Source organism: Selenomonas sp. KH1T6 (assembly GCF_900108415.1).
GTDB classification, from domain to species: domain Bacteria; phylum Bacillota; class Negativicutes; order Selenomonadales; family Selenomonadaceae; genus Selenomonas_B; species Selenomonas_B ruminantium_A.
Map to the genome: position 1 here is coordinate 25,053 of NZ_FNWN01000008.1, position 18,322 is coordinate 43,374.

Sequence of the window (18,322 nt, forward strand, 5' to 3'; positions counted from 1 at the left end):
AGTGCCTCTTGACACGGGGCTTCTTAGGCAATGAGATAAGAAAGAAGCATTGAGGAAGGCAGCCATGCAGGACAGCCATCCTCTGAATAGAAAAGGGGGGATGATCTTGTCAACCTGTGAAAGGTCTAGGTTCAAGAGCTTCGCTACGAGGTTGCACTTCTTCTTTTTAGATGCTTGTTGCAAATGAGTTGGGAAAGGAGATTATGATAAGCAGCATGGGAGCCGATTTCAGGCAATCTCAGGATTATGTTTCCTTCTTTCATACAAGTACTATTGTACATGTGAAACATCTAGCTGAGAAAGGTAATACTCATTTGTAATAAGTTTTTTCCAGGAAATCTGGGAAGCACATTGAAAAATGTGCAAGTTTTAAGGAACGTGAATAGTGAACTTAGAGTTTTTTTATTCACATTCGAGATTGGAGAAGGAGTATGGTTTTACTTTCCCAGATTGGGAAATGGATATAAATAATTTTTATACGGTGGAGCATATTGATAATTTGATGGAAAGGATGATCAAGTAATATTTAGAAGAAAGTCTTTATATTTCTTGCAAGGTATTATTATTTCCGTACTAATATGCGAACTTATAGGAGGAGAAATGTAAAATGATTAGTAAGCGTAAAGTTTTAGTGAAACTTGAAAGACCACAGGTGAATTTAGGGGTAGAAAGGATTTCTCGTGTCATAGAATTGGATGAGTATGGAAATGAAATTGCGGAATATCCAGACTTAACCTATGGATATGATTTTTTTGAACCAGATGTTGAACAGGCAATAAGAAACTATATATCCTTACAGTTGAATGTTAAAAGCGACAATGTAGATGTAGAGAAAGAGTCATGAGAAGTACGTTACAAAGGGGATGCTATTATGTATATCTTTTGGGACAATTCTAATATACATTATGCAGGGCTAGATCAGGTTCTACCTTTGAAAGAACCGAATGTTGAACGTGAGCTGTATCGAACCTATTTTTCAGGACTATTTGATGTTGTCACACAAGGTAGAGCTGTTGACAGCATATCCTTCGCTGGAAGTGTCCCTCCTAGCGATAATGCTTTATGGAATTCTGTACGAAAACTAGGTATAGTACCAGATTTGCTTCCTAGAGTTGTAGGAGAAGGAGAAGTAAACACGACTGACCACGTACTGCAGTTAGCTTTGCTTAGACTGCTATCGGATGTGGATGAGCCTGGTGTATTCGCATTGCTCACCGGAGATGGGGCTGGAATTAACAAAGGGCAAGGATTCTTGGCAGATGCGTTACGCATGGTGAAGAAAGGGTGGGAGGTGGAAATTTATTCATGGGATGCTGCTTGCCATTCACAATTGAGAGATTTTGCAAAAAAATATGGAAAGTACGTAAGGCTTGAAGATTATTATGAGAACATTACTTTTATAAAAAATGGTCGAAGCGCACTGCCGATTGCGAGGTGAAGATAGATGAGATATGTCAATATCGTACTGCATATGGTATAAAATTCCGATAATGTTATTTATATTGGTTAAAGGAAAATCATTCACGTTTATGTGCTCTCTACTCCTCAGATAGGCTTCAGCTATAGGAACAGTTTTTGTTTAACAAGTATAAGTTTAGGTACTGGTGCAATGTATTGTGGTACCTGTGCAAGGAAGCTGCTTTTAATCCCTACTCTTGGCAATTAAATTTTGTAATTAATTGGCAATAATGATAGGAATAAAAGCTGGATGCAATGCGCGGTCTGTGGTTTTAACAAAGCCGTATTGTTTAGTGTAATATATAAAGGCGAGTAGCCAGAAGGTTGATGCAGATATGTCGGAGAAATATGTATTTTTATTTCCGTACGAAAAAATACCAAAAGGTTCAGATATAGTTATATATGGTGCAGGTGATATGGGACAGGAATACTTGAAACAAATGATGATAACACATTATTGTAATGTGTTGTTTTTTATTGACAGGAATTATGAAAAGTATTCGCAAATGAAAATACCGACATATTCCCCATACAGAATTAAGGAAGCGAAGTTCGATTATATTGTTATTGCAATGAAAACAAGTGTATACCTAATGGATGTGGTAAAATTTCTTAAGTCTCAAGGTGTATCAGAAAGTAAAGTTATTTTTCAAGGAGTGAGGAGTAAAATCGAATCTTTGTTTTTGGAGTTTTCAAAAATTAATGGAGAAGTGAGGTATAGATTTGCTTACGAAGAAACACCTTTATCAATTGCTATAAAACTTGGAGGAAATTTAGGAGATGCTATTGTACGAAAGAGATTATTTTGCGAAATAGAGAAGATGGCTCCAGAAGCAAAAATAGATATATATACACCTGGAGGGGCAACCTATATAACTTCATGTTATGCAGGTGAATTAGGGTTGAATATAGTTATAGACGATGGAGGAGCATTGTATGAAGAGAATTGTAAAAGATATGGGATAGCTATGTCAGTATCTTTTATGATTAGAATTGATTATATAGATTATGAAAAAATATACAAAATAAATAAGCGTTTTGCAGATAATATGATGCTTCATAAGAAACGCCATGAAGAGTATGGATTAGATTTATTTCCAATAACACAGAATCGAATACATTTTGGTCGTGCATTATTCTTGGGAAGAAATTGCTATACATTATATAATTATACAGGTGTATTTAAAATAAATGATCAAAAGGTTTATATTCCTATAAGTAAAGAATATGAGTTGGAATATAATAGGATGAATATAAAGAGATATATTACATTAAATTTTGGAAACGGATCAAGTGGAAAAGGAAATAAAAAATCATCAATAAAACAGTGGCCGAAAGAATATTTTGAAGAATTTGCAACGCGTTTTAAGAATAAGTATCCTGATATAAAAGTTATACAGATAGGTGATTCTAGCACAGATGAAATTATAAATGCAGATAATAGAATATTAGGGGAAAATATAGAACTTGTAAAATATATACTAAAGGGAGCGATATTTCACCTTGATATAGAGGGAGGGTTAGTTCATTTAGGTACACAATTAGGAGTTAAGTGTATAGTATTGTATGGACCGACTCAAGTAGAACTGTATGGATATCCACAGAATGTAAATATAGTTTCCGCAAACTGTAAAAATTGCCACCCTTTATTCTCGGATTTTTCGATATGTGCAAGGGGGTTAGAGAGGCCAGAGTGTATGTTGAGTATTACCCCAGATATTGTTTTGGAGAAGGCTGATAAGGTGATAGATGACGCTTTGAAATTACGTGAATTGGATGTGAATTAAAAACTGCAGCAATCTAAATGAGAATTTCTGAGTAGAAAGGGGCGCAAGATTTCGTCAAGGATGGCTTTGTATTTTCTAATATACATATATTGAATAAAGAGAGGTAAATGTTTTATGCAAAAATATGCTTTGTATGGTGCAGGGGAATATGGTCGTGCTGCATTTCATGTTTTGTCTAGTAAAGGTGATCAAGTATCTTGTTGGGTGGACGGAGATGAAAAAAAGCGTGGAAGAACTGTGCTGGGGTGCCCTGTTATTTCTTTGCAAGATTGGATGCAACTGGAAGATGGTAGCAAACTTGTTCTTGCAGTTAGTATGAAACATCAGCGAGAGATAGAGAAAATGCTTCATTCATATGGCATTGAAGAGTATGAAGTCTTTGATAGGAGTCTTTTATACAACCGAGAGAGATTGGTGAGTTATGCTCATCCCAATGATTTTGAAGATATTATTCTTTATCCTGTTCTTAAAGATGTGGCATCAAAAATGTTTTATATTGATGTTGGCTGTAATGATCCATGTGCATTTTCTGTAACAAAAATGTATTATGATATGGGGGCTCATGGTATTAATCTTGATCCAATTTCTGAGTATATAGATATGGCTAAGCGGGAACGACCGCGAGATGTCAATCTCTGTCTTGGCATAGGGGAGACACCAGGGAAAATGGAGGTTTTCTTAAACTCCGGTCTATCCACTATGAATAGAGATGTTGCAGAAAAGGGAGGCTTTTGGGGTACCCGCGAAGTGGAAGTTAAGACGTTGGCTCAGATTTGCTATGAGCATGTGCCAGAGGGACAAGAAGTACATTTAATGAAGATCGATGTTGAGGGAGGGGAACTTCAGGTTATTAATGGAATGGATTGGCAAAAATGTATGCCATGGGTGTTATGCATTGAATCGACTTATCCCGATACAGATATTCCATGCTATGATGTGTGGGAGCATTTGGTGTTGGATGTAGGGTATAAGCTGGCTTTCACGTATGGAGTTAATAGATATTATATTTCTGGAAATCATAGAGAACTGGCAAAACTTTTTTTGCCATTAGAGACTATACTGCAAAAATATTACGTTTTTCACGCTGATATAAAGCGGATGTGAGTAATTCACATAAGAAGTGACTTGATTGCCATGTAATGGGGAATGTTTTGGAGGAAGAAAAATGGACTGTGCAACATATATTCAACAGAGTCGGCAGATATATAAACATTTATGCGATGAAGAATCTAGAAAAATATTTGAGTACAGGATAATGTACTCAATTACACAAGATAATTATTATGTAAAAAAAATGATAAAGACAAGTGTACAAAAGTATCTTGGGGGGGAGACTCTCCTGAAGTTTGTTGATAGTCAGCGGCCAAGATATCTATTTGGAGCTGGATACTATAGTAGTGTGTTTTTGCAAATGTGGCCTGATAATGTTCTAGCTGTATTGGATAATGACAGCAGTAAATGGGGGGGGACCTTTCAAGGGCTGAATATATTGTCACCTCAATCAGCTGATTTTTCGATTCATCCTATATTTTTTGTAACGCCAATGAAGTTTCATCAGCAAATAAAAAATCAACTGATAGACATGGGCGTGCTACAGGAAGATATCGTAGATGTAGGAGCTATATGGGAGGAAATTCATTCTCGGCAGTATTTTGATCTTCCCAAACTTAGTCATTCTATTAATGAAGTTTTTGCAGATGTTGGATCTTATGATGGTCGTACATCTGAAGAGTTTCTGAAGTGGTCAGATGGAAGATATAAACACATATATTGTTTTGAACCTGTGCAGTCAAATATAACGGTTATAAAGAAAAAGTTTGCACGACATGAAAATGAAGGGCTTTTTACATTGATTGACAAATGTGCCGGTGATTCGAAAGGCAAGATATGTATGAATATGTCTGGTAATATGGCTGGTACGTTGTATACTCAAGAAGAGAATGTATGGTTGCCGACTACGACATTGGATGAAGAATTAGCAGGTAAAGGAGTTACTTTTATTTCCATGGATATAGAAGGTATGGAGCTGGCAGCACTTAAGGGGGCTGAGAATATCATTAGTAAGGAGCGTCCGCAGCTGGCCATTTCAATCTATCATAAACCAGAGGATATTTTTGAGATCCCGAGTTTATTGCTGAGTTATCACGATGATTTTAAGTTTTATTTGCGGCATTATTTTTTAGGATGGTGTGATACTGTCCTGTATGCATTATGAATTTAGAAATCATGTGTATAAGGCGTGACTTGTCGAATTGTATTGAGGTGTAGTGAAGATGGAATTCTGGTTTCCATTCAAATATGTGCCACGTGATAGTCGTATTGTAATTTATGGAGCAGGAAAGGTTGGTCAGGAATATTTTTGGCAGGTAAAAGAGACAGAGTATGCGCAAGTAGTGTGTTTTGCTGATATGCATCCTGAAAAATATAAAGGATTGGATATTCCTGTCATTGCTCCATATGAGATTTCTGATTGGACATTTGATTTTGTAGTAGTTGCGGTAAAATCTTTGGAATACGGTGAAGATATTGTTTGTAGATTAAATAATTTAGGCGTGAATGCTGATAAAATCATATTTAAGCATTTGTCGCTAAAAAAAATAAATATAATAAGAGAAACAGAAACATTTATTGATGAGAAAAAACTAGCATTTAATAAAGAGCCTACATTTATCCCGATAGCTGTGCGTCTAAATGGTGGATTGGGTGATATGGTGGTTTACAAGAGACTGATTGAGGAGGTGGCAAAATGGGATGAACATATAATTATTGACGTGTTTGTTCAAATGTCACAACAAGAGTTTGTCGAAGAATTATTATCGAATATATCGAATTTAGGCAGAGTGATTGGTAATGATGTACAACTATTTTCTGTTAAAGAAAACTATGCGGTAGCATTTGATTTTGGAATCGATTTGGATTTATTATCTACTAATATTAAACGTCTAAGAGATAGACCTTTGTTGGTAGAACTTTTAAGGAATATAGTATTTGTCAAAGATCAATATGGTGCAGATTTTACTGGAATATTAAGTTTTGTTCATTATGCTCGATGTGAAAAAGATGGACTGTGGCGTTATACAGCATATAATCGCTATCCAGGATTTTCAGTTGATGATTATCATACGGAAGTGCCATTATCTGTGAATTACAAAGAAATGTGGATACAAGAATTTGAAAAAGTATCTAAATATATTACTTTGAATTATGGATGGGGTCGTCCCCAGGGACGTGGATTAGACAGACCTCAGGCAAAAGTGTGGCCACTAAGTTATTGGCGTAAACTAGTTATTTTACTACATGAGAGATTATCAAATTATGTTATCGTACAAACAGGAGCAGAATGGGTTCCGAAAATTAATGGATGTGATAAATATGTATTAGGTCGACCACTAGGTTTCGTTAAATGGTTGTTGGCAGAATCTGCGCTACATATCGATATTGAAGGTGGCTTAGTACACTTGGCTACACAACTTGGTACAAAATGCATTGTACTATTTGGACCAACACCTATGGAATTTTATGGTTATCCGGATAATATTAACATAAGAGCTGGTAAATGTCATAATTGCTATTGGTTATCAACAAGCATGGCAGAGTGCTATCGAAGAATGGACAACCCTGAGTGTATGATATCAATAGATCCGGAAAAAGTGGCAGAAAAAGCTACGAAATTTCTGACATCTATTAATGAAAAATAATTTTAATCGGTATCGTTTGCAAGAAATGTTTTGTATGATTTGTGAGGGGATATGCATGGGCAAGGTAAAGACTGTGGCGATGTATCTGCCACAGTTTCATCGGACAAAAGAAAATGACAAGTGGTGGGGGGAAGGATTTACCGAGTGGACGGCTGTGAAGGCGGCTAAATCACTTTTCAAAGGACATGCACAGCCACGTGTACCTTTGGACGATAATTATTACGATTTAACAGAAAGAAAGTCTTTGGAATGGCAGGCAGGGCTCATGCATAGGTATGGAGTTGATGCGCTATGCTTTTATCATTATTGGTTCGGTCATGGAAAGAAATTGCTGGAGCGCCCTGCAGAGAGCTTGTTGCATTGGAAAGATATTCAGTTGCCGTTCTGCTTTTGTTGGGCAATTGGTACATGGGCAAGGACATGGAGCAATAGTGGCAATTGGTCATGGTCTCCTGCTTTTGATAAGAAAATGGTCGATGACTCTGATGAGGTGCGTGAACGGGATGGCATACTTGTAGAGCAGTTTTTTGGAGGGAGAGATGAATGGGAAAAACATATAGAGTATCTAATCCCTTTTTTTAAGGATAGTCGATATATAAAACTTGACAGTAAGCCGGTTTTTGTTTTGTATGGTTCTGATAGCATATATTGTTTGGATGAAATGCTGGAATGCTGGTGTGAAAAAATAAAACAGGCAGGGCTGGCAGGGCTGTATGTTATAGCGACTGAAACGAAAATGTCAGTTCCTTATCTGGATGCCAATCTACGCTTAAGAAATGGAGGGCGTAGTGCTTTGCATAGGCTGGCTTATACCGAGGGCAGTAGCAGAATTTGGCGTGTTGATTATGATAGGCTTTGGCAGGAATATCTGGCGGAGAAGAAATTGCCTGGCCAACGTACATATTATTGTATGACTGTAGATTATGACGATACTCCCCGGCGTGGTGAGGATGGGCTGATTTATACGGGAGGTTCGCCGGATAAATTCGCTAAATATTACAAGGCAATGTTGCAGCAGAGTCTGGCAGAAGGAAATAGATTGATTTTTATTAACGCTTGGAATGAGTGGGGGGAGGGAATGTATCTCGAACCTGATACTTTGCATGGCTATGACTATTTGGAAGCGTTGTATCAGGCTAATAATGAGGTAATGGCTTGGAAAACAGAGGGGGGGGGAGAATGGGGAAGCGGTCAACTGAGCTGGGAGGAATATGCAAAAAGGGAGGCTGACAGAGCGTCTAAGAGTAAGAGGGAGTGTAGACTCTTTAATCAGTGGCTTAGAAATATAGAGGAGGGGAAAAGCCTTGATAGCTTTTTTTTGAAGAGAAACTACAATAGAATTGCTGTGTATGGAATGGGATATAAAGAAGCACATCTGCAGGCAGCCTTAAAGGGGACTGGTGTAAAAATATTATACGGAATTGACAGGCAGGCTGGTGCTGTGACAGGCAGTTTACCAGTGTATGGCTTGGACGAGGATATGCCGCCTGTAGATGCTGTGGTTGTGACAGTAGTTACGGATTTTAGCCATATCTATAAGGAACTGTGTACAAAAATTAATTGCCCTATAATATCTTTGGAAGAAATAGTTTATGAGAGGTAAAATATGGAAAAGATCGTATATGATAAGGACATATTTCAAGGTGAATTTTGGATTTGGGGCTCTAAAATACATGCTGAAAACTTTCTCAACAAATTGAGATTTCTTCATATCGAAAACAGCAAGCATGTATTAGGAATTCTTGACAATGATATATCTAAATCTGGCAAAGTTTTGCAGGGGGTGAATATTTATCATCCGGATAAGTTGCCTGAAGGGGAATTTGTTGGTGAGGGAGATTTAATTGTCATCTGTGCGTCAAATAAGGTATTGCCTGATATTGTTAAAGCTATTAACAGAAAATTTCCCAAGGCTCAATACTGTCATTATGAGAATATTATTTACGACCATGGACGTGATTTTAGCAACTTTTTTGGTGATTTCATGCCATATGGTGATGATAGGCGTGTGATATCTAGATGCTGTCGAAGGGATGACTGGGAAAGACCTGATTTTGTGAAGTACGCCAGGGATCTGCATAAGTATGATACCAATCATCACATTCGCAAAACTTGGGAATTGACCTATATTGTGGAAGCCATTGCTAAGGCAGGGGAATTAAGGGCCGGTAAAAGGGGCCTGGGGTTTGCGGTAGGAGAGGAAAGGCTTCCCTCTTATTTTGCTTCATTGGGCATAGATGTTTTAGCTTCAGATTTGCCTGTGGACGATGAGAGGGCCTTAGAATGGGCCTCATCGGGGCAGCATGCGGGAGGGAGATTAGACAAACTGTGGCGTCATGATCTTTGTTCGTTTGAACTATTCAAAAAGCATGTTCGTTATCGTGACATTGATATGAATCATATTCCTAATGATGAACATGATTATGATTTTTGTTGGTCAACTTGTGCGATAGAACATGTGGGAAATTTGGCACTTAGTCTGGATTTTGTGAAAAATATGCTTTCGGTTTAAAAAAAAGGAGGCATTGGTGTACATACGACGGAGTTTAATTTATCCTCTAATGAGAATACTGTCCAACAAGGGGGGACGGTATTGTGGCGCAGGCGCGATGTAGAGGAACTGCAGAAGTGGATGCATGAGCATGGGCACAAGATGGAGGTCACATTTGAAAGGGGGAGGGAAGCGGCTGATAGATATGTTGAAATGTCGCCTTTTAGTAAGGGACTGGATGATATGCTGTGTTTATATTGTCAAGGATATATTACAACAGGATTCGCTTTGGTAATACAAAAAGCGCAGTAGAGATTTTAGAGTTTTACTTGATGGAGAGAGAATATGGCTGATGTGGTGGGGAGAGATTTGCAGGAGGCTGGAATAGAGCCGGATTTGAAATTCAGTCTGAAAATTATAATATGGGGAGGGGGAAGTCAACTATCGTTGGCCGTTAATCTCCTTCATGAGCTTGAAAGGCAACATGATATAAAGGTATTGGGGATTACTGGCAATAGTCCGTATTATACTTCCATTTTGGGGTTGGAATATATTCCAAAGGCAGAAGTGCGGTGGGACCAGGTTGATGCTGTGCTGATTGTAGCTGGAGAGAAAGGGACACAGTCTATTCGTCAGGAGCTATTAGAAGGAGAGCAGACATGTGCTTTATGTTTGCGTCATGCGGTTGTGAATTTTGAAAAGTTGCTGATTCCGGGCTTTACCTTTCATAGGCAACTGGAATTAAGCAGGAGGCATATTAGTATCATTGCCAATAACTGTTGGGGCGGAGTGACGTATCACTACTTTAAGGAGCAATTCTATTCACCGTTCATTAATATGTTTGTAGCAGATGATAGGGAATATTTGCGTATGTGCAGGAACTTGCAACAGTACTTGCATGAACCGCTTGTTCTATCAGGGCGTGGTTATAATACTGTTCATGGACATGAGTATCCAATATTCAAATTGGGTGATGTGCAACTTGACATGAATCATTATCAGGATCAGTATGAGGCGGAAGGTGCCTGGGAGAGACGTAAGGAAAGAATTGACTGGCACGATTTATTTATCATGATGTATACGGAAAAGTCGGAAACAGCACGGGCTTTTGATGAATTGCCTTTTAAGCGTAAAGTATGTTTTACTTCATTTCCGACGGATGTACCATCGTCCATGTTTGTATCGTTTATAAAGGCTCCCTCGATGCGCGGGCGAAAATTTTGGGAGGCAATAATTGGCATGGCAAGCGGGAAATATGTATTTTACGATTCGTGGGAACTACTGCTGCATGGTGATTTGCAGTCCAGGCTAGGTGTATTTGATTAAGGGGAAATCGCATGGACATCGTTGTATTTGGCACAGGCAGATTATACAGTCGCTATAGGAATGCTTTTGAGAGACATAGCATCGTTGCATTTTTGGATAATGATGTCCACAAGCACGGGCAGTATTTGGATGGTAAGCCTGTTATGGCTGCGGAAGCGGTAAGTTCACTGAAGTACCAGCGTATATATATCATGTCCAATAAATATTTTGATGTTTTATTCGAACAGCTGCATACTCTCGGTGTACCTGAAAAGGTGATTTTTAGCGTAAGCGATTTATGGGAGCTAAGATTGGACGCTAATGAGGTGTCATCGTCGTCGTTAGCACCGGAATCCGCAAAGAGGAAAATACTTGTAGTAAGCAACGGTTTTAGTTTCACAGGGGCACCTATAGCTGCTTTTTATGCAGCCGCAGTTTTTTCTGCGTGTGGATATGATGTAACAGCTTTGTCTGATGCTGCGGGACCGTTACAGCAAGAGTACGTTGGGGCAGGGATTAAAACGCTGGTCGACGTAGACCTAGGCTTGAAACAGTTGGATGACATTCAGGATGTAGATGTTTATGATGTGGTAATCGTAAACACCATGACCTTTTATTATTTGCTACGCAGACATGGACGCTGCCATCGAATAATATGGTGGATACATGAGGCACAGGAATTTTATGCAGATATTAGTCGTACAATGGCTATATCTGTTGATTTTACAGGTGTTGAAGTCTATGCAGTAAGTAATATTGCACGAAAAAATTTTTTGATGGTTTGGCCCGGAAAGAATATTGGTTGTTTGCGTTATGGAATACCAGATAAGTCTAAGTCAAAATCTAAAGGCAGACAGCATGATAAGATTATTTTTGCTGTTGTAGGAACTATATCTGAGCGTAAGGGGAGTGATTTGCTGCTGGATGCTTTTCGAGGAATGTCAAGTGATTTTGACGAGTTGTATGAACTTTGGCTGGTTGGCAACACAGATAAAAAAAATGTTTCTCCATGGGAACGAAAAATTATTGAAGAATTTATGCGAATTCCTCAGGTGAGCTTATTAGGAATATTGGGGAGAGAAGAAATGACATCATTCTATGAAGAAATCGATGTTTTGATATGTTCATCTCGTGAGGATCCGCTGCCTATTGTTATTACTGAGTCTATGATGCATTACAAGCCGGTGATTATGCCAGCAAGTGGTATAGGTCAAGTAGAACTGTTAGATAATCAACAGGGAGATTTGTTATTTGAAAGTGATTCAGCGAAAGACTTGACGAAAAAAATAGAATGGTCAATGAGTCATTTAAAAGCATTAACTGACAATGGTAAGGTTGGTAGAAAAATATATGAAAAGTATTTCACTATGGAGGTATTTAAGCAACAACTCATGAGTGTTATGGAGGGCTCTTCCGCTACAAGCCGTAACAGCTTTAAGTTAAAGTAAATATCATAACTATGTAGCTGGGGCCGCGTAATTTGTCAACTAGTACAGTCACACCATAAACGGTTTTGTGCGGAAGAACCACTTATGCCGGATTGGCAGGGAATCAGGGCCCGGAATATTCAATCAAACTGAGATGGGGAATAATCATTCGCATCAGCTTTTGCTACAAATTGTGGGGGTACATTGAGTGATGTGCCATGGCTAGAGACAGGTAAATAAATGGTTTTGATTTTTCTAATTTACATAACAGTTTATCGAGAGGATGGTAATGATGGTAACAATAGTGATATGGGGAATTGGTAATCTGGCTATTGACAGGCTTCTCAGATACTCATGGGATGAGTATGCTGTCGTACTTGTGGATAAAGATGTAAATAAGCGTCGAGGAAAGCGTATTTTAAATTATACGATTGTAGAACCAGAAAAACTTGGCAATATGGAATTTGATTATTTGATTGTCGGAGCGAGTTCTAGATATAAGAGCGAAATCAGAAAAGAGGCTGTAAAATATTGCGATGATAAAAAGATATTGGATTTAGATGATTTTGTGCAAAGATTGCCAATCAGTTTAGACGAAAAGTACGTAGGAGAGCTCACATATTGGGTGGGAAGAAAAATAGCTGAGACTTCCTTTGATAATTTACATTATAAATCCTTGTTTTTGAGCATAGCGGAAGAAGATGATGACTGCTTTATAGAGAATAAAATTATCGCCGATTTTGGGTGTGGACCGAGAGGCAGCTTGGCGTGGGCTGACAGAGCGGCCATGCGCGTAGGCATTGATGTTCTTGCGGATAAATATGTTGATATTTTTCACGAGGATATCAGTACACATGACATGTGGTACGTTAAATCCACAGAAAATTGTATTCCAATTCCTGATTCCTCGGTAGATATCGCTTCTGCGATTAATTCTATGGACCATGTTCATAATTTTCAACAGATGTTTTCAGAAATTACGCGAATATTAAAGAATGGGGGAGTATTTTTGGCGAGCTTTAATCTGAATGAGCCTGCAACGGTTTGTGAGCCGCAAACATTTCGGTATGATACAATGATGCATCATTTGAGAGAGTCTTATGATAATATTTCAGTACGCATTGCTTATAAGGACAATGAGAATACGTATCAGAATTTTTTTGACGGGAAATTGATTGAAAGACCGGATTCTGATAAACCTTCGATTATGTGGGTTAAGGCAAATAAGAAGGATATGAAGAAGTGAGATTATGAAAAAGCTTGTTTCCATCGTTATGCCTGTGTATAACCCAGGTGATTATTTGCGTCCATGTTTGGATTCCTTGCTCTCCCAAACAATTAAGGACTTTCAAATTATTGCGATAGACGACATGTCAACGGATTCCTCTTTTAACACGTTAAAAGAATATCAAAGAAATGACTCAAGGGTGATGGCACTTAGAAATCCTTATCGTATTGGAGCGGCGAGAACTAGAAATATAGGCATTCAACTCGCTGAAGGCAAATATCTATCTGTTTTAGATGCTGACGATTATTTTGAACCAGAATACCTGGAACGAATGTTGAAACCGATGGAAAGACCGGAAGTGGATGCTGTCACGTGTGATTTTTATGTGCGAGATGAAGCAAAGTACGAGGAATACGAATTGTTATTGCATCCATTTATAAAGTCTAAAATGGAGAGTGATGTGCTTACTAACCAATCAAGTGGTTATTTTTTTCAAATGTTCTCAGAAAATCCTTTTTCAAAGATGTGGAGATTATCATATATTCGTAAACAGGGTATACATTTTCAAGATATTCGTCATTCTAACGATGTGTTTTTTGGTAGGGTAGGTTTACTAAGCGCTAATCGAATTGTTCATGTTAATTGCCCACTTGTTCATTACAGAATAAATACAACACATCAAATTTCTGCTACACGCGGGAAGCGTCCGTTGTATATTTTTGCTGCTTTAAAAAGGGTCTATCAGTATCTAATAGATACTGGATCATATAATAAGTATAGGCAAAGTTTTAACAATTGGGCTATGAACCATTTATTAACAAATATTTCTTTGGCTAAAGAGAGAGAAAAACGTATAGCTATAAGGTATATGCGAGAACGTGGCTTTAAAGCACTTTCAATGGATAATTTGAAAAGAGATGATTTTTTTGGACTACGCATGTATTATGTGTGGCATGATTTTTATAATAAAGGTGTTTTAAATACAAGTATACATAAGTATGTATATAGAGATTTTTTTCAGTTATTAAAAAAACATGTGGGTAGAAGATATGCTCTATGGGGATATGGAAAGCTGGGCAGAAGGTTTGCAAAAATGGCTGAAGAGTATAAATTCCCGTTAGTTGAAATATATGATCAAGATATTAATAAATGGAATAGCAGTAGCGTTCCACCAGTCAAATCGTTTGAATCCAGATGCAATAGCGTAAATGCTATTATTTATACAAACGCACGGTTCAAGAGTGAAATCGAAGCTGTTGTTAATGAGGTGGATGCGGATATAGAATTAATTGATTTTTCGCTTTACAGCGAGTTCAAGAGTGGAGGCTGACTTCATGAAAATAGCAGTAATTGGTCTAGGTTACGTCGGGCTTGCCAATGCCTTGGTGCTAGCCAGACATTGCGAAGTCCGAGGTGTTGATGTAGATGCAGAACGTATTGAGATGCTGAATCGTCGCGAATCTCCACTCTTGGAAGCTGACATTAGCAATGAACTTGTGAGGGCACAATACTTTAAGGCTTTTCTCTCTCTGGCTGAGGCTGTTTCCGATGCAGAGCTTGCTGTCGTTGCAACACCTACAAATTATAGCGATAAGGATCGTTTCTTTGACACATCTTCGGTGGAAAGTGTTCTTACAGAGTTGGCAAAATTGTCGCCTGGATTGGCTGTGGTAATCAAATCAACCTTGCCGGTGGGGTTTACGGCCAGGATGCAGCAGCGATTTCCTATGCTGCGATTGGTCTTTGCACCAGAGTTCCTGCGCGAAGGTCATGCTCTCCATGACTGTTTGTATCCCTCTCGTATTATAGCAGGCGGTAATGCAGAGGTGGCGAGTTGTTTCACAGATCTTTGTCTGAAAATGGCTGAGGTCGATGCACCTGTTATAATCATGGGCAGCACGGAGGCTGAGGCGGTGAAGTTGTTTTCCAATACGTATCTTGCGCTTAGAGTGGCTTACTTCAACGAGCTAGATTCCTATGCTGAGATGCGTGGTCTTGTGGCTAAAGATATAATTGCAGGGGTGTCTTTGGACCCAAGGATAGGTAATTTTTACAACAACCCTTCCTTTGGCTATGGTGGTTACTGTCTGCCAAAGGATTCCAAACAACTCTTGGCCAACTATCAGGATGTACCGCAAAATCTTATTTCGGCTATTGTTGCAGCTAATCATACGCGGAAAGATCACATTGCTTATGAAATCATGAAAAAGCATCCCAAATTAGTAGGCATTTATCGTCTGACTATGAAGACAGATAGCGATAATTTCCGTCAGAGTGCGGTGCTGGGAGTGATGAAACGTCTTCGAGCTGAGGGCGTGTCAATGTTGATCTATGAGCCATCATATGAAGATAATACATATTTGGGCAATGTGGTTACACATGACCTGAGTATCTTTAAAGAGCAGTGTGATCTGATAATTGCTAATAGGTGGGCATCTGAACTTGAAGATGTGAAGGCTAAGGTGTACACTCGAGACGTGTATTTACGTGATTGATATCCGTTATAACTTTTAGACAGTAAGCTTAATACGGAGGGGAATACATTATGAAAATATGCCCTAGGGCGTTAAACTTTGTACAGGTAATCGATGAACTTGGAAATATTCGTATTTGTGGCTGGATGCCCAATGGTATTATAGGCAATATGTTGGAGTCAGGATTTAAAGAGACCTTCCAAAGTCCAAAAGAACAGTGCATATACCGGCCCTGTCTCGCCACAATACTCAAGTACAGTCATAGGAAACGAGTGCCGAAACGTGAAAATTTTCTGCAGCAAATGAATCAAATCATTCCATGGAAACGATGGGTAGCTATGATATCTCCCTTTTATCCGGAGGGAAAGCGTGGACGCCCGCCAAAAGAAATAGAGTGTATGCTTCGCATGTATCTGATGCAGGCATGGTTTAATCTGTCCGATGAAGGGATTGAGGATGCCATTTATGACAGCTATTCCATGAAGAAATTCCTTGGAATTGATTTTCGCAAGCAACAGGTTCCTGATGTAACTATGTTGTTGAAATTCAGGCATCTGCTGGAGGAGCATGACATTGGCAGACAAATATTTGATGATATCAGGGAACGCCTGCAAGCCGTTGGCCTCATGATGCAGGGCGGGAGCATCGTGGATGCCACCATCATCCAAGCTTCCAGCTCTACCAAAAACGCCAGCAAAACAAGAGGTCCTGAAATGCATCAAACCAAGAAGGGGAACCAATGGTATCATGGCATGAAAATCCATTCTGGCGTGGATGCTGGAAGTGACTACATCCATACGATCATGGCCACAGCAGCAAATGTCCATGATATTTGCGAAGAACACAAACTTCTGCGCACGGATGACCATGTGCTGTATGCAGCTTCCGGATATCTTGGCATTGAGAAACGTGAAGAAATTCGACAGGATAGTCATCTTGCCAGCATGGAATACCGCATCGTGAATCGTCCTTCCCGTCACAGGATAACGGATGCATATCAAGGAATCGATTATGACTGGCTGGAAGACAGTCGCAAGTCATCCATACGCTGCAAAGTGGAACATCCATTCCTTATTGTGAAAAAACATTTCGGTTATATGAAAACCGTCTATCGTGGAATCAAGAAAAATCTTCATCGACGCCACATCTTGTTTGCTTCCGCAAATCTTTTGATGTGCATTAGAGCAGGACGGCAAGAAGAATTTTGTTGTGGGTAGGGTGAGGTCTGCAATTAAAAGGAACAATGGCGATATACTGCCCATAAAAATGGGTTCCAGTCCACAGTAATGTCCAATCCTAAAAGACATTGCACAATACGGTTTTTTTCGGGCAAATTGAAGATTAAATCAGTGTTTCCTTAAATTTCTAAACAGAGTATTGCGGAGAATCATTGATGGAGATATAGATATGGAAGAAAAGAATATCATATATGGTGCCGGAGTATATGGACAAAGTCTTTTACACTTTCTTTCTGGTTTGGGAGTACAGGTTGATTGTTTTTGTCAGACAAAATTATCAAGTGATAATCTTGTTGATGGACTGTCAGTTATTTCTTTTGCAAATTTATGTAAAATGGAAGGGAAAAAGCGAATTTTTATTGCAATTCGCGATAAAACAGCAAGCAGAAAGATTAAATTATGGTTGAAGGCTGTTTTCATGGAAAATGCTTTAGTGGTTGAATGTGGTCCATTTTTGGACGAAAATAACATACATAATTGCAAGTCGAAATGTTATTGTGTGCTTTGCTGCAAGGAAGTGAAAAACTTCATTGGCGGCGGTGGCGCCGATGTAAAGGATATAAAGCTTTTTCAAGAGCACCATATCATAGGTGGAGGCTATCGAGATAATTATAAGTGTCCTGTTTGCGGAAGTGTGGATAGAGAACGTTGGCAGTTTTTAGTGCTGACTAAGTATACTGGAATATTCCGGGACAAGTGCCGTGTACTTCATTTTGCACCAGAACCTCATCTTTCAGAATATATTGCAGCAAATCCTGGCTGTGACTATTATACGGGAGATATAGAGTTAGGGCGTGCTATGCATCAAACAGATATATTGGATATACAGTATAGAGATTCTGTTTTTGATTATGTTATTATGAATCATGTGCTTGAACATATAGAAAATATGAAACAGGCAATGTCAGAAGTAAAAAGAGTGCTAAAGCCAGATGGTAAATTGATATTGTCCTTCCCTATCTGTGCCGATATGGATACTTTTGAAATGAATGAACCATTGACAAAGAAACAGCGTTTGGAATACTATGGGCAAGAGGATCATGTTCGCCTGTTTGGGAGGGACTATGTACAAAGAATTGAGTCTCTGGGGTTCAAGGTTTCGGTATATACGCCGTGTGAACTGCTAAATGAAGCAGATGTTAGACGCAACGGTTTGCTTAAAGATGATGTACTCATGATTTGCAATAAACGATAAGTAACACAAGCAGGAGAGAGT

General features: G+C 38.8%; 15 protein-coding genes. All 15 read left to right on the forward strand.

Features of this window, described 5'->3' with window-relative positions; translation table 11 throughout:
* Positions 1-607 precede the first annotated feature (607 nt).
* Positions 608-844 carry a hypothetical protein gene (locus BLW59_RS07050; RefSeq protein WP_074697213.1) on the forward strand — a complete coding sequence of 79 codons (237 nt, stop codon included), beginning with the start codon at positions 608-610 and terminating at the stop codon, positions 842-844.
* A 27-nt stretch (positions 845-871) separates the two neighbouring features.
* A complete protein-coding gene (locus BLW59_RS07055; protein ID WP_074697214.1) occupies positions 872-1,438 on the forward strand; it encodes an NYN domain-containing protein in 567 nt (188 codons plus the stop codon).
* A gap of 355 nt (positions 1,439-1,793) precedes the next feature.
* A complete protein-coding gene (locus BLW59_RS07060) occupies positions 1,794-3,245 on the forward strand; it encodes a glycosyltransferase family 9 protein (protein WP_074697215.1) in 1,452 nt (483 codons plus the stop codon).
* A 114-nt stretch (positions 3,246-3,359) separates the two neighbouring features.
* A complete protein-coding gene (locus BLW59_RS07070; RefSeq protein WP_081348432.1) occupies positions 3,360-4,349 on the forward strand; it encodes an FkbM family methyltransferase in 990 nt (329 codons plus the stop codon).
* 61 nt (positions 4,350-4,410) lie between these two features.
* Complete coding sequence (locus tag BLW59_RS07075; protein WP_074697218.1) at positions 4,411-5,460, forward strand: FkbM family methyltransferase; 1,050 nt, start codon at positions 4,411-4,413, stop codon at positions 5,458-5,460.
* Positions 5,461-5,518: 58 nt separating this feature from the next.
* Positions 5,519-6,943, forward strand: a complete 1,425-nt coding sequence (locus BLW59_RS07080; RefSeq protein WP_074697219.1) for a glycosyltransferase family 9 protein — start codon at positions 5,519-5,521, stop codon at positions 6,941-6,943.
* A gap of 55 nt (positions 6,944-6,998) precedes the next feature.
* Positions 6,999-8,546 carry a glycoside hydrolase family 99-like domain-containing protein gene (locus BLW59_RS07085; protein WP_074697220.1) on the forward strand — a complete coding sequence of 516 codons (1,548 nt, stop codon included), beginning with the start codon at positions 6,999-7,001 and terminating at the stop codon, positions 8,544-8,546.
* Between the two features lie 3 nt (positions 8,547-8,549).
* On the forward strand, positions 8,550-9,455 hold the full coding sequence (locus tag BLW59_RS07090; RefSeq protein ID WP_074697221.1) for a hypothetical protein: 906 nt from the start codon (positions 8,550-8,552) through the stop codon (positions 9,453-9,455).
* 324 nt (positions 9,456-9,779) lie between these two features.
* Positions 9,780-10,760 (forward strand): DUF1919 domain-containing protein, encoded by a 981-nt coding sequence (locus BLW59_RS07100; protein WP_074697223.1) that lies wholly within the window; start codon positions 9,780-9,782, stop codon positions 10,758-10,760.
* An 11-nt stretch (positions 10,761-10,771) separates the two neighbouring features.
* Positions 10,772-12,187 (forward strand): glycosyltransferase family 4 protein, encoded by a 1,416-nt coding sequence (locus BLW59_RS07105; protein ID WP_074697224.1) that lies wholly within the window; start codon positions 10,772-10,774, stop codon positions 12,185-12,187.
* A 268-nt stretch (positions 12,188-12,455) separates the two neighbouring features.
* Complete coding sequence (locus tag BLW59_RS07110) at positions 12,456-13,412, forward strand: class I SAM-dependent methyltransferase (protein ID WP_074697225.1); 957 nt, start codon at positions 12,456-12,458, stop codon at positions 13,410-13,412.
* Positions 13,413-13,416: 4 nt separating this feature from the next.
* Positions 13,417-14,724, forward strand: a complete 1,308-nt coding sequence (locus tag BLW59_RS07115; protein WP_074697226.1) for a glycosyltransferase family 2 protein — start codon at positions 13,417-13,419, stop codon at positions 14,722-14,724.
* A gap of 4 nt (positions 14,725-14,728) precedes the next feature.
* Positions 14,729-15,889: a nucleotide sugar dehydrogenase gene (locus tag BLW59_RS07120; RefSeq protein WP_074697227.1), complete on the forward strand. Its 1,161-nt coding sequence runs from the start codon at positions 14,729-14,731 to the stop codon at positions 15,887-15,889.
* Positions 15,890-15,939: 50 nt separating this feature from the next.
* Entirely contained in the window at positions 15,940-17,085 is a 1,146-nt protein-coding gene (locus BLW59_RS07125; protein WP_318258412.1) for an IS5 family transposase, read from the forward strand.
* 190 nt (positions 17,086-17,275) lie between these two features.
* Complete coding sequence (locus BLW59_RS07130) at positions 17,276-18,301, forward strand: class I SAM-dependent methyltransferase (protein ID WP_074697228.1); 1,026 nt, start codon at positions 17,276-17,278, stop codon at positions 18,299-18,301.
* Positions 18,302-18,322 lie beyond the last annotated feature (21 nt).

Bases quoted from the DNA above. Each gene is read 5' to 3' on its own strand.
- BLW59_RS07050 (WP_074697213.1), top strand. From the start codon at position 608: ATGATTAGTAAGCGTAAAGTTTTAGTGAAACTTGAAAGACCACAGGTG.
- BLW59_RS07055 (WP_074697214.1), top strand. From the start codon at position 872: ATGTATATCTTTTGGGACAATTCTAATATACATTATGCAGGGCTAGAT.
- BLW59_RS07060 (WP_074697215.1), top strand. From the start codon at position 1,794: ATGTCGGAGAAATATGTATTTTTATTTCCGTACGAAAAAATACCAAAA.
- BLW59_RS07070 (WP_081348432.1), top strand. From the start codon at position 3,360: ATGCAAAAATATGCTTTGTATGGTGCAGGGGAATATGGTCGTGCTGCA.
- BLW59_RS07075 (WP_074697218.1), top strand. From the start codon at position 4,411: ATGGACTGTGCAACATATATTCAACAGAGTCGGCAGATATATAAACAT.
- BLW59_RS07080 (WP_074697219.1), top strand. From the start codon at position 5,519: ATGGAATTCTGGTTTCCATTCAAATATGTGCCACGTGATAGTCGTATT.
- BLW59_RS07085 (WP_074697220.1), top strand. From the start codon at position 6,999: ATGGGCAAGGTAAAGACTGTGGCGATGTATCTGCCACAGTTTCATCGG.
- BLW59_RS07090 (WP_074697221.1), top strand. From the start codon at position 8,550: ATGGAAAAGATCGTATATGATAAGGACATATTTCAAGGTGAATTTTGG.
- BLW59_RS07100 (WP_074697223.1), top strand. From the start codon at position 9,780: ATGGCTGATGTGGTGGGGAGAGATTTGCAGGAGGCTGGAATAGAGCCG.
- BLW59_RS07105 (WP_074697224.1), top strand. From the start codon at position 10,772: ATGGACATCGTTGTATTTGGCACAGGCAGATTATACAGTCGCTATAGG.
- BLW59_RS07110 (WP_074697225.1), top strand. From the start codon at position 12,456: ATGATGGTAACAATAGTGATATGGGGAATTGGTAATCTGGCTATTGAC.
- BLW59_RS07115 (WP_074697226.1), top strand. From the start codon at position 13,417: ATGAAAAAGCTTGTTTCCATCGTTATGCCTGTGTATAACCCAGGTGAT.
- BLW59_RS07120 (WP_074697227.1), top strand. From the start codon at position 14,729: ATGAAAATAGCAGTAATTGGTCTAGGTTACGTCGGGCTTGCCAATGCC.
- BLW59_RS07125 (WP_318258412.1), top strand. From the start codon at position 15,940: ATGAAAATATGCCCTAGGGCGTTAAACTTTGTACAGGTAATCGATGAA.
- BLW59_RS07130 (WP_074697228.1), top strand. From the start codon at position 17,276: ATGGAAGAAAAGAATATCATATATGGTGCCGGAGTATATGGACAAAGT.